General features: G+C 67.6%; 7 protein-coding genes. 3 read left to right on the top strand and 4 right to left on the bottom strand.

The window, feature by feature from the left end; all coding sequences use genetic code 11:
- Positions 1-12: 12 nt before the first annotated feature.
- From ACZ46K_RS14240 to eccCa, 3 genes are all read right to left on the bottom strand, one after another.
- Positions 13-363, bottom strand: coding sequence for a WXG100 family type VII secretion target (locus tag ACZ46K_RS14240; protein WP_464748846.1), 351 nt, complete (start codon positions 361-363; stop codon positions 13-15).
- A 133-nt stretch (positions 364-496) separates the two neighbouring features.
- Positions 497-1,954: a type VII secretion-associated protein gene (locus tag ACZ46K_RS14235; protein ID WP_464748844.1), complete on the bottom strand. Its 1,458-nt coding sequence runs from the start codon at positions 1,952-1,954 to the stop codon at positions 497-499.
- Positions 1,936-5,937, bottom strand: a complete 4,002-nt coding sequence (eccCa, locus tag ACZ46K_RS14230; protein ID WP_464748842.1) for a type VII secretion protein EccCa — start codon at positions 5,935-5,937, stop codon at positions 1,936-1,938. Before eccCa ends, ACZ46K_RS14235 begins: the two co-directional genes overlap by 19 nt.
- 204 nt (positions 5,938-6,141) lie before the next feature.
- Here eccCa and eccD point away from each other — a divergent pair, with 204 nt between their 5' ends.
- Positions 6,142-7,605 (top strand): type VII secretion integral membrane protein EccD, encoded by a 1,464-nt coding sequence (eccD, locus tag ACZ46K_RS14225; protein ID WP_464748840.1) that lies wholly within the window; start codon positions 6,142-6,144, stop codon positions 7,603-7,605.
- Complete coding sequence (gene mycP / locus ACZ46K_RS14220; protein ID WP_464748838.1) at positions 7,563-9,044, top strand: type VII secretion-associated serine protease mycosin; 1,482 nt, start codon at positions 7,563-7,565, stop codon at positions 9,042-9,044. The genes eccD and mycP overlap by 43 nt, the downstream gene beginning before the upstream one ends.
- Here the strand turns inward: mycP and eccB are convergent.
- Positions 8,990-10,447 carry a type VII secretion protein EccB gene (gene eccB / locus ACZ46K_RS14215; protein WP_464748836.1) on the bottom strand — a complete coding sequence of 486 codons (1,458 nt, stop codon included), beginning with the start codon at positions 10,445-10,447 and terminating at the stop codon, positions 8,990-8,992. The genes mycP and eccB overlap by 55 nt on opposite strands.
- A 152-nt stretch (positions 10,448-10,599) precedes the next feature.
- Here eccB and eccE point away from each other — a divergent pair, with 152 nt between their 5' ends.
- Positions 10,600-12,201, top strand: a complete 1,602-nt coding sequence (eccE, locus tag ACZ46K_RS14210; RefSeq protein WP_464748834.1) for a type VII secretion protein EccE — start codon at positions 10,600-10,602, stop codon at positions 12,199-12,201.
- Positions 12,202-12,205: the final 4 nt, after the last annotated feature.

Raw genomic sequence — 12,205 nt, 5'->3', positions numbered from 1 at the left:
TCGAGCACCGAGTCAGAAGGATCCGTTGAGCGCTGAATCGTTGTTCGCCGCGACCTTGGCAACTTCGTTGGCGTGTTCGTCTTCTTGGGCGGCGTAACGGTTACCGCCATTGCGGACGAGCTCGACGATCTCGAGGAGGGCATCGTCCAACTTCCTCGCATTGTGGTTCCAGCGCTCCATGATCCGACCGAACTCACGGTTCGCATCGCCTGTCCAATCCCCGGACGAACTCGCAATCCTGTTGCCGAGCGCCGTCACCACACCCCCGAGGTTCTCGCGTGAATCGTCGAGCCGGTCCGCCGTCATTCCCAAGACGACCGGATCTACTTGGAGCTGCCCGCTGCCGGTTTCGCCCTCACTCATCGTCTACCCCTCCATTGCTCTGCGTCGCAGTTGTCTCGGCCCCCGTTGGTCCGACCGCTTCGCCCCTACATCTGATTCGACGCAGCCCGCACCGGATCGGTTCCACTAGATCCGAACTACGTCGACAGTTTCTTCACACCGGCTCCACTGTGTGGACGGCCTGCTCGCATTCACTTCTGATTCCGGTCCATTCGTCGGCGAGGAACTGGCAGCCGATAGAAATCTGCAGGCCTGGCACGACGACGACCGACCACCTCACCGTGGAGAACTCGTCGGGCACCTCGACGTAAGAGATGACCGGGCGGTCACCGAAGCGCGTGTCCGGGTCCACATCTCGGATGACTTCGCTGCGCTCCATCGCGCGGGCCGCGAGACTCCGCGCCACCGCATCCTGATTCATCCCGTCCGCGAGTTGTGAGTACACGACCACGATCCTGCGGTCCGGGCCCGAATCCGGCAGGAGTTCAGTCCTTCCCGGATCCTGCACACCGGAATCACGTATGCGCCAGTACGACGGGAGGTCCAGGCGTACAGGACCGAGGTCGATCGTGGTGAAGGCGGTTTCATCCGGATCCGGCGAGGCCGTGGCCGGTGCGTCGTCGGACGGTTCGGTCCGGACGGTCTCCGTGCTCTCGGCAACACCCCTTTCCGCGACCACCCCGTGGGTGCCCTCATCACCCGAGGTGAACACCATCGCGGCCACCACGACGACCACGATCATTGCGCCAGCGATCACCCACCCGAATCTGGGTGCACGTGATGGCTCGGGCATGGGTGCACGGACGTCCTGCAACCACTGTGCGGTGGACCACTCGCCCTCGGTCTCGGGTGCCGCGACCCGCGCAGTACTCGGCTCGGGTATTCCGGTGAGTGGCGCAAGCATTTCCGAGGCCGCGACCGGCACGACCCTGATCCCACGTCCGATCCGCGCGGCCAACCGACCGCACAGTTCGACGCCCGCAGACTCACCTGGAATCCCCGTCACCAACAGCACATCCGGATCGATACGTCCGGAGACCGATTCGATCAGAGACCTGAGACGAGACGCACCGTCGTCCGAATCCACCTCCTGTGCCGCCAGGTCCGGATTCCTCGCAACACGGTCGATCACAGCCCGTCCGCCGCGAATCGGTTCGAACGAGGTCGCGGTGACCCCGTCCGACGTGACTTCGAGGGTCACACATCGCGCGTCCGCATCCACCTCGACTGCGGCACATGCAGCGACCGCAGCCGGAACCAACTCCGCATTGCGTGCGACACTCCGCGCGGCGGTGTACAGCGCGTCGCGGCGCCGCGCACTCCACTTCGTCGGATGCACTGCGACGACAGTTCCCGTGTCGGGGGACGCGCCGACCGCGGCAGCTGCATAACGCACCAGGCCCGTCAGTAACTCGGCGGAGTCGACTGCCCGGACCGGGTCCAGCACATCGGTCGGCCCGAGCGCCGACGCAGCGTCTCCGAAGACCCACCCGTCGCCCAGCCTCGCGGCAAAGGCAGGCACATGCCGGATGCGCTCGGCCCGGCGTACACACACGCCGGTCGCCCCGATGTGGAGCCCCAGTACATCCACGCTCACGACTGTTGCAGCCATGCCGTCTGGACGAGTTCGTTACCGTTGCGTCGCACGAGAATTCCGCGACCGGGCGGCATCGGTCCGGGTCTCGCCGTTCCTACCAGCGCGCCTTCGTCGCGACTCCCACTCATGACCAGGCCGGGGGTGGACAGTTCACGCAGCCGTGCGATGACCGGTTCGTACAGCGCGCGGCCCGCTCCGCCCGCGCGCCGCGCGATGATCAGGTGCAGACCGATGTCCTTGGCCTGCGGCAGATAGTCGAGCAACGGCGTCAACGGGTTCTGGCCGGATGACGCAACCAGGTCGTAGTCGTCGACGATGACGAACACTTCGGGGCCCGCCCACCACGATCGGTCACGCAGCTGCTGTTGTGTGGTGTCGGCTCCCGGGAGTCGACGTTCGAAGATCCCGGCGAGTTCGGTGGTCATGGCGGACAGGACGGACGCGCCCGGCGCGTAACCGCCGAGATGGTCGCCTTCGACGACCCCGAGCATGGTCCGGCGGTAGTCCCCCACGATGATCCGTGCCTGTGCACCGGTGTTCGACTCCATGAGGCTCCGGCAGATCCCGCGGAGCAGCGCGGTCTTCCCACATCCGGAGTCGCCGAACACCAGCAGGTGCGGGCTGTCGGCGAAATCGAGGACCACCGGCGCGAGCTCGGCTTCGTCGATTCCGATCGGCACACACAATCGCTGTGCGACCGGTGCGCTGATCGGTACCGGCCATCCGTCGGGAAGCGCTGCGAGAACGGCCGCTCTGTCGATTTCCTCGGGAAGCATCCGGACCGCAGGCGCGTGGCCATCCGGAGTTGCGGCAGTGATTCCGGCGATTGCGGCGGCGACGCCCTCACCGAGATCGTCGATGGCGGAGCTGCCGTCGAACCGTGGCAGTGCGGCCAACACGTGAAGTCCGTCCCGATCGATACCCCGGCCGGGTCTGCCCTCGGGCACCAGTGCCGCTCTCTTACGCCCGTATTCCGAATCGGCCGGGTCGCCGAGACGGAGTTCGAGGCGGGTTCCGAGGTGATCGCGTAATGCAGGTCGGACATCCCACCACCGCGGAGCGCTGATCACGACATGAATTCCGTAGGACAACCCGCGCGATGCCAGTACGCCGATACTCTGCTCGAGTGGTTCGAAATCCTCCCGGATGCTGGGCCAGCCGTCGATCACGAGGAAGACATCGCCGAACGGATCGGCGGAGACATGATGCGCTCCGTCGGAGCGCAAGCGGCGCAGTTGCGACATCGATTCGATGCCCCATTCGCCGAACTGTCGTTCTCTCCGCCGCAGCAAACCCATGAGTTCCGCGACGGTACGACGGACCCGGTCTGCTGCGAGGCGATTCGCCACGGAGCCGACATGTGGGAGACCTGCGAGCCCGGCAAGGGTGCCGCCCCCGAAATCGAGGCAGTAGAACTGCACCTGTCCGGCCGTGTGGGTGGCGGCCATCGACATGATCAAGGTGCGCAGCAATGTCGATTTCCCCGACTGCGGACCTCCGACCACGATCGCGTTGCCTGCGGCCCCCGACAGATCGACGACCAGAGGGTCTCGACGCTGTTCGAAGGGCCGGTCGACGATCCCGATCGTCGTGCGCAAGGTGGACCGGCGCAGGAGATCTCCGGTGAGGAGCGAGTGCGACAACACCATATCGAGGCTCGGGGACTCGTCGAGCGGCGGCAACCACACCTCGTGTGCGGGCGTGCCGTGCCCGCGGACCCTGCCGACGACGACGTCGAGGACACTGCGGCCACCCCCGGACGGGTTCGGCGCGGAGCCCGGAGGCGGGTCGCCGACCGTCGGCGGCGGCAGTGGAACACCGCGATCAACGGGTACGTCTCGCGCCGTGAACACCCGCGGACCCGGAGTCCCGGCGGCTGCCGCCCGAGTCCGACGCGCCGGACGGCCCGGTTCGTAGGGTCCCGACACGTAGGCCGCGTCGAAGCGCACGATTTCGGCCGAATCACATTTGAGGTAGCCGGCACCCGGTGTCGGAGGCAGGTTGTAGGCATCCGGAACTCCGAGGACACTCCGGGATTCGTTCGCGGAGAATGTCTTCAATCCGATCCGGTACGACAGGTGACTGTCGAGACCGCGTAGCTTTCCTTCGTCGAGTCGCTGGCTCGCCAGCAGGAGGTGCATGTGCAGCGACCTGCCGAGGCGGCCGATCGCCGCGAAGAGATCGGCGAACTCGGGCTGCTGGGACAGCAGTTCGGAGAACTCGTCGACGACGATGAACAATGCAGGCAGTGGCGCCAGCGGAGCACCTGCGACGCGCGCCTTCTCGTAGTCACCGACGTTCGCGAAATTGCCGGCCGCTCGCAGCAGTTCCTGCCGGCGATTCATCTCCCCTTCGAGTGCGTCCTTCATCCGCTCGACCATCGCGAGTTCGTCGGAGAGGTTGGTGATGACCGCCGCAACGTGGGGGCTCCGATCGAGCCCCAGGAAGGTCGCACCACCCTTGAAGTCGACGAGCACGAGATTGAGTGCATCGGGTGAGTGCGTCGCGACGAGACCGAGCACGAGTGTCCGCAGGAACTCGCTCTTTCCCGAACCCGTCGCGCCGATGCACAGTCCGTGCGGACCCATGCCGTTCTCGGCGGATTCCTTCAGGTCGATCTCGACCGGTGCGCCATCCGCACCGACACCGATCGGCACCCGCAGCCTGTCGCGCCCGGATCGCAGCGCCCATGCCTGCTGCGGATCGAGACGCGCGATGTCGCCGAGTCCGAGCAGGTCCTGCCATGTCTCGATGCTGCCGTCATCGGCACCGTCGTCCGTTGCGAGCTGAGTTGCGGCACGGTACGGGGCGAGTCGTCGCGCCAGGGCCTGCGATTGTGGGGCACTGATCCCGTCCACTTCTGCGAACGTCTCCACCGAGCTGCCCGTTCTCGCCCCGAGTCGGCCGTCCTCCGCAACGAGTTGCAGCCCACGAAGTGCCGCGAGCCGCGGGGCGAACCCGGAGAGGTCGAGCAGGGTCACGGAGTCGAGCCCGTCGTCGAGCAGTCCGGTCCCGGACCCGGAGACCCCACCGTCGATGACGATCAGCAGCTGCGGCACCCCATCGACGGCGGGGGTATTGCGGACGAACCGTCCACGTGCGGACAGGTGCACGCCGAGGACCGTCTCGAGTTCGAGGACGGAACCGAACAGCATGCGAGTACTGCCGGCACCGTCGCGTGCCTCCGGATGCTGGGCGTGGGGAAGCCACTTGACCCACTCCCACTCCGCGGCGGTGTCCGGTCCGCAGATCACTGCGACCTGGAGCACGTCGGGTGCGTGGAAGGTGCACAGCTGCGCGAGCATCGCACGCGCAAGTTGCTGCGCCGCCTCACGGTCTCCGCCGATACCGACCGACGCGAATCCCCGTAGCGATACGGCCGTCGGGAGTGCGGGTACCACCGAGTGCGCACGCACGAATCGGCGCAACGACACCGCGGCAACGGGTTCGAGATCCTCGATCGGACCGGTTTCGGGAGCGATCAGCTTCGTGGCGAGTCGCTGTCCGCCCCGGCCCACCCGCACGTGGCAGAAGTCGGCGTCGGTCGTGCGGCGTTCCCACATCCGGACCGTCCCGACGAGGGTCCACAACAGCGCCGGATCCGGGTGAGTCCACTCGAGTGCGCGACGCTGCGCCGAGCCGGTTTCGGCGACGTCGCTGCGAAGGGTATCGAGGTAGCGCAGGTAGTCCTTGCGATCCTCGTTCGCCTCGGCAGTTTTCGCTCCGCCTCCGCGACCACCGTTGGCAAGCATGCCGATCATCGACACCATCATCATCAGCGGAAAGACCAGGGCCATGGGACTGCGTGCCATACCTGAGCCGAACATGAGCGCGACCATGCCGATCATCGCCGCAACCATCACCAGCGGCAGCAGCTTCATGAGCAGATTGCCCGGTGTGGCTCTCGGAATATCGGGCGGTGCCTGCAGACTCACTTCACCACCGGGTGCGCGCGGCGCATCCCGACGCGCTCTACGCGCGAACCGTACAGTGCTCAAGTTCCCCAACCCCCCGTACAACACCGAGCGCCGACAGCGCCCTTCCCCCCACGGTTGTGGAAGAGTAGCGCACCGTCGCGACAGTTACATCCGCGGCGATACCGTCGGCACTTCCACTTCGATGTCGTAAGGTCTGCGTCGTCGAAAGGTCCGCGCCACGTTCAGTCGCCGGACCGGCGCTCGAACGACGGGGGGAACAATTCCATGACGGCTGCATCCACGAGCCCGAACGTACCCGGTGCGATAGCAGCACCGGAACTGTGCCGGATCACAGTGCTCACCAAACACTCCGAGGTCGATCTCGCTCTGCCACTGGGTGTTCCGGTTGCCCTACTGCTCGCGGGAATCGTCGACCTCGTGGCCGCTCACCGCCCCGACAACGAATTCGACGTCACGCCGGAGCGAGTCGAGCCGGAAGCATGGACCCTCGCCCGGATCGGCCAGGCTCCGCTCGCAGGCGCGTTGAGTCTCGACGAGCTCGGAATCCGCGATGGTGAGGTGCTCCTCCTCGAGGAATCTTCCGCACCGTCGTCGCCACCGTTGTTCGACGACGTGATGTACAACGTGGCGGTTGCGGGCCGCGACCGGTTGCACCGCTGGTCCGATCGCACCGCGGCCATGGTCGGTGCTGCGATCGCAGCGGCTGCGATCACGATCGGGTGCGGCTCGTTGCTCCTGCTGCCACCTTCCGGCGGCGAGCGGGTGGTCGCGGGGATCGCTACTGCAGTGCTGACGCTGCTGCTCGTGACCGCGGCCGCCGTCATCGCACGCGTCTACCTCGACCGGCCGATCGGTTTACTGCTCGCGGTGTGCGCGGTCCCCGCGTCCTTCGTCACCGGAATGCTTCTGGTGCCCGGCGACTTCGGTGCACCACACCTGCTGTTGGCCACTGTCCTGACCGGCGCGGTCGGTGCGGTCACGGTGAGCGTCACGACGGTCGGGCTCGCAACATTCACCGCGATCCCGACGATCTCGGCGGTAGCCACGACTGCCCTGATCGTCGGCACCGCCACCGACGTACCGGTTCAGGCGCTCGGGGCCGGGGTCGTCGCGACCGCGCTGCTGCTCGTGACATTCGCCGCTCGCGCGGCCACGCTCCTCGCTCGACTTCCCCTTCCTCCGGTTCCCGCGCCCGGAACTTCCCTGGACCCCGTGGTTCCCGATCCGGACGACGAGAACCCGCCGCCCACGTTCGAGGAACTCGAGGCCAAGACCGCGCGTGCCCGAGCTCATCTGACGGGGTGGGTGTACGCGGTGGTCGTACTCGCCACGGCAGGTGCGTGGTACGCGGCGTGGCCGGTGCCGGATGCGGGTGTCTCGTGGCCCGGGGTCGCGTTGGCCGTGGCGACGGGAATCGTCTTGATGTTCCGGGGTCGCACGTACATCGGGGCCGAACAGGCGGCTCCGATGATCGTCGGTGGCGGGGTCCTCATCCTGGGCCTGGTCGTCGGCGCTGCTCTCTCCGGAACCGTTGCTCCGCAAGCACTCTTCGGGGTCACAGTCGTAGTGTTCGCCGGTGCCCTGATCTTCGGGGTCTTCATGCCGCGCCGCACCTTCACGCCGGTGCAGCGCCGGATCAGTGAGCTCACCGAGTACGCGGTCATCGCCACTATCGTGCCGCTGGCATGCTGGGTCGCCGGTCTCTACTCGGCGGTCCGTGGACTGTGACGCCTCGTCGACGACTCGGCCCCGCCTCACTCGTCGTCACCCTGATCGTCACTCTCTCCACCGTCGGAGCTGTGGGTTCGGCGTCTGCGGCTCCCCCGGTCCCAGACAGCGGACTGCTGCCCGCCGGAGACGAACCCGCGGCGCTGGAACCGACCGAGCAGCGGAACACGTGCACTCAGGGTCAGCCCGTCGCCGACAGCCCGCAACGGCCGTACGCGCAACGGCTCATGGACTTCGAGCGGGTGTGGCCGCTGACGCGGGGCGCCGGTCAGGTCGTCGCTGTGATCGACACCGGGGTGAACCGGCATCCACGACTCCCCCGCATCACCCCGGGCGGCGACTACGTGGCGAGCGACGACGGCACGGTCGACTGCGACGCGCACGGAACACTCGTCGCCGGCCTGATCGCGGCGCAACCGGTGGAAGGTTCGGGATTCGCCGGCGGTGCACCCGACGTCGAAGTGATCGCCATCCGTCAATCCAGCCGCAACTACTCCGACCGCTCCGCCGGAGAGGAGGAGGCGGCGCAGAACTCCCCCGGTTACGGGGATGTGCGCACGCTGGCATCTGCGGTGCGTCGTGCCGCGGATCTCGGAGCCACTGTCATCAACATCTCCGAGGTCGCGTGCACGCTCGCGAGCGACGGGATCGACGACGGGCCGCTCGGCGCGGCAGTCCAGTACGCCACCGACGTCGAAGACGCGGTCGTGGTCGCGGCGGCAGGAAACCGGGATGTGTGCCAGGCGTTGAATCCTCCGGCTGCGAATCCACTCGATCCGCACGCAGATCCGTGGGATTCGATCACAACGATCGCCTCCCCTGCCTGGTACGACGACTATGTGCTCACAGTCGGCTGGGTCGAAGCAGACGGCACACCGTCCGGCGAGAGCGTTCCCGGACCGTGGGTGGATGTCGCGGCGCCCGGGAGCGGCATCGTCTCCCTCGACCCGTTCTCCTCCGGTCTCATCGACGCACAGATCAGCGCACAGGGGCCGGTACCGCTCTCCGGAACGAGTTTCTCGGCACCTCTGGTCTCGGCAACAGTCGCGTTGGTGAGAGCTCGCCACCCTCAACTCGACGCGCGCGCCGTGATGGAACGCATCGAATCGACCGCTCATGCCCCCGCGGAAGGCTGGAATCCCCGGGTCGGGCACGGCGTCGTCGATCCGTTGGCCGCGGTCACCGCACCGCTGCCCACCGAACGAGACATCCCGGCGGCCCCGAGGGCGATCGCCGGTCCCTCGCCGGTCGATCCCCCGGACCCGACACCGCGACACATCGCGTGGGTCGCCGGTGCCGCGGTCGCCGGCGTTCTCGCCCTCGCCCTACTTGCGGCCCTACCCTTTCGGGAGCGTGCGCGCCGGCGGGAACATGCACGCAACTCTCATTCGCCTGTTCCGAGCGGTGCTGGTCGAGGGTCCGGGGCGACGCCGTCGTGAGCGAGTAGCGCCTCGGCGCGCCCGAGCGAAGGGCCCGGCGCGAGCAGGTCGACGATCTGCCACGGCGCCCGCGCCGACTCTCCTTCGAGCCCGAGTGCCGTGGCGGCCTCGGCATCGGCAATGCCGTACCGGACACCGGTGTCCGCGATGTAGAACAGCGCTCCCCGACGTTCACTGTCGGGGACGATCGACGTGGTCTGCACGAATGTGCCTCGCCCCGGCGGAATGTGCACGAGGTCCACGTTCGGTCCCGGACCGTCGGCCTGTGCCGGGCCGACCGGGATCGCGTCCGCGGCGATCGGCAGGACAGTGCCCGCCGACAGCACCAGTTCCGATCGTGGCTGATCGTCGGGGCCGTCCTCCGGCTCCCAGGTCAGGCATCCGACAGGTCGCTCCACGGGGTCGACGATCGTGGGTACCACCGTCGGGAACGTGTCGACCGCGAGGTGATGTACCGTCGGCGCATCCTTGAGGGTGTCGGGGGGCACGATCGGAATCTCGGCGACTCCTTGTGAATCCGAGGCGTGGATGATCTGCGCGGTCGCGGTCGACACCTCCTGCACGCCATCGTTCAATACGACGTAGTAGCGCTGGCCGCCCGGTTCCGCGAGTCCGACGACGGATCCGACACGGACATCGCCGACCGGCACTCGCGGTGCGCTCCCTGCGTCCGGGATCACGGGCGCGGCGAGCTTCGGCAGTTCGGGCAGCGCCGCGAGCAGACCTGTACCGACGGGTCTGGCCGATCCGACGTCGATACCCAGGACCCGTGTCAGGGCGCGATCCCGCGGGTCGATCTCGGCACGTCCGCCTCCGTAGGCCAAGTGGTACTCACCGTCGAAGGTCATCAGAAGCGCTTCGTCGTCGTCGAGCGGTCCACCGACACCGGCATACTCGGGCATGCCGGCCGACACCGCGGTCGTGACGAACTGCCGCCCGCCTGCATCGACCGTGTCGCACACCGTCCACGACATGTCGTGGTCGACGTACGCGAGGGACGATGGAGCGCCGGGGATACCGACGAGCGGGCCCCTCGGTCGGTTCTCGAGCTCCTCGTCGGCCACGACGGCCGGTTCCGCAGGGTCATCGAGCACGAGTCGCGCGGACGCAAGATTCATGGCGGGATGAAATGTTCCGTCGATAGCGACATAGAGCGCTCCGGAATCCCTGCCCACCACGAGTTTCGCGTTGCCGATCTTGTCCTGTGGCCGGAACAGGGCCAAGGCGGCGCACCCTGCAAGGACGAGGCAGGCGACCACCATCCCCACCATGAGCGACCGCGACTGCGACCTCATCGGGTCGTGGATCATGCGGACGTCGCGACGGACGAGCGCATGCTCCATCCGTCTCATCAGAAATCGGTAACCGCTCACCTGCCATCGAGTGGTGGGCTGCGATGCCATATGTCCTCCCCCGTGCGGCACGCTCACTGCCGCAACACAGTACAGTTGCCCGTTGGGAAGTTCGGGCGGGCACCCACAGGCCACGCCCGATCGGTGTCGGGGGGAGTGCCGTGTATCGAACTGTGTCCGAGGTCGTGCGTGGAAGATCCGTCGTGCACGAACGGCCCCGCGTCGTCTCACGGCTCGTCCTGGCCCAGTGCGCCGCGATCTCGGTCTGGATCACGGCGGCTGCGACAGGGGCACCCGCGTGGGTGGCACCGACCGCAGCGGCCACGACCGCTGCACTCGTGCTCATCCGGATCCGCGGCCGCGACGCCGTCGATACAGCGACGACGCTGCTGCGGCACACGTTTCCGCGCGTACACGGCCCTGCGGAGATCCGGGATACAGCACGGCCGACCGGTCGTCCTGTCGGTTTGCGGTGGGACGGCACATGCGTGACTGCGGTTGTCGAGGTGCTCGCTCCCGCCGGGGTCATCACGCGGCTGGGGCGAGATCGTGCCGACTCGTCTCAGACCCTGCCTGTGGGCGCGCTGTCCGACTGCCTGCGCCGACACGACGTGACGCTGGACGCGATCGATGTCGTCGTCCACGGTCGGCGGGTGCTCGACGCGACCCCGGCCGGTCAGGTCTATGCGCAACTCATCGGGCCCCTGCCGGCCGCTGCCACGCGCACGGTGTGGCTCGCGTTACGTCTCGACGCATCGACGTGTCGCGATGCCGTCGACCGGCGCGGAGGCGGCACCGAAGGCGCGACCCGCACGGTCACTGCTGCGGCGCGGCGAGTCGTGCGAACGCTCGGTGATTCCGGTTGCGCGGCAAGAATCTTGACGGCCCCGGAGATCCGATCTGCCGCACTCCGGGTGACTCACGGCGCAGACCCGCTGGTGGCAGAACGCTCCTGGCGTCACGTGCGCCTCCCCATCGGATTCAGCACCGGGGGCGTGCTCGACCCGCGGCGACTCGACGCGAGCACGCTGACCCACATCTGGACGCACCCGTCGCTGTCGTCGACGGTGACGGTGCGGATCCGTCCGGGATCCTTCGGTGCGACGCGCGTCGGAGGTCTCGTCCGGTACGCGACACGCACCCCCGATGGCCCGGTCACCTCCGGTGCTCGCACTGTCCACGGCCGCGAGCGTGAGGCGCTGCTCGCATGTCTGCCCTACGCGACGAACGGACTCGAGGGCATCACCGATCTACGCAACGCGAACCGCGACGACCTCGACGGATTGGCTCTGCCCGTCACGGGCTGCGGTCAGCTGATCGGCTCGGACGAGTCGGGTCGGGCGATCGCGGTGCGCCTCACCGGGCCGGGGGTGCGCTCGGTCCACGTCGCGGGCGAGTTGTATCTCGCACAGCAGATCGTGTTCCGTGCTGTGGCGATCGGTGCGCGCGTGGTGATCCACACCGACCGCGCCGATGCCTGGCGGTCGCTTCTCAACGGTGCTGCGTCACCGGATCGGCTGAGGATCGCCGGCGAGCAACCCGGCGACCGCGAGTTCGACACCGTCGTCTTCGACGGGGTCCGGCCGACAGGCAGGCCTCACACCGGCGCCATCCACGTACATGCACATCCCGATCAGTGGCCCCGCGAACATCCCACCGTCGCCATCGAACAGCCGAACGGATCCGGCGAGCGGGTCGTGCTCACGACGCGCGGGAAGCGGATGACGCTGACCCTGGTCACCATCGAAGCCGAGTCTGCGCACATCGGGCGACCCCGTGTCGTGGAAGCGGTACCGGCGCGCTGACCAG

This window comes from Rhodococcus sp. JCM 9793, assembly GCF_055380405.1.
The sequence above is the reverse complement of the archived record's forward strand: the minus strand, read 5'-3'. Positions and strand labels throughout refer to the sequence as shown.

Bases quoted from the DNA above. Each gene is read 5' to 3' on its own strand.
- ACZ46K_RS14240 (WP_464748846.1), bottom strand. From the start codon at position 363: ATGAGTGAGGGCGAAACCGGCAGCGGGCAGCTCCAAGTAGATCCGGTC.
- ACZ46K_RS14235 (WP_464748844.1), bottom strand. From the start codon at position 1,954: ATGGCTGCAACAGTCGTGAGCGTGGATGTACTGGGGCTCCACATCGGG.
- eccD (WP_464748840.1), top strand. From the start codon at position 6,142: ATGACGGCTGCATCCACGAGCCCGAACGTACCCGGTGCGATAGCAGCA.
- mycP (WP_464748838.1), top strand. From the start codon at position 7,563: ATGCTGGGTCGCCGGTCTCTACTCGGCGGTCCGTGGACTGTGACGCCT.
- eccB (WP_464748836.1), bottom strand. From the start codon at position 10,447: ATGGCATCGCAGCCCACCACTCGATGGCAGGTGAGCGGTTACCGATTT.